At 74.1% G+C, this 243-nt stretch carries 1 protein-coding gene; it reads left to right on the forward strand.

Features of this window, described 5'->3' with window-relative positions; all coding sequences use genetic code 11:
* Positions 1 to 62 precede the first annotated feature (62 nt).
* On the forward strand, positions 63 to 243 hold a 181-nt coding region (locus tag AOK00_RS40775; protein ID WP_254047550.1), incomplete at its 3' end, for a hypothetical protein.

A 243-nucleotide genomic window follows, 5' to 3' on the forward strand; every position in this document is an offset into this window, starting at 1 on the left:
CCCCTCCCTCACCCCCCTAAATCCGCGTGCGACGGACCGTCGACGGCTGCGAGCATGCCCCCATGGTCCACGCTCTCGAACACCTGGTCGTCCGGCACACCCACCGTCTCCCCTCCCCCACCGGTCCGGCCGGGGACGGGGCGGCCGTCGCGCGCAGGTTCGACGCGGCCCTGATGACCGCCGGGTTCAAGCTGTCGGGCGAACTGGTCGAGCGCCTGTCGGGGCTGGCCGGGCCGACGGTCG

This window comes from Streptomyces aureus (assembly GCF_001418135.1).
Classification (GTDB): domain Bacteria; phylum Actinomycetota; class Actinomycetes; order Streptomycetales; family Streptomycetaceae; genus Streptomyces; species Streptomyces aureus_A.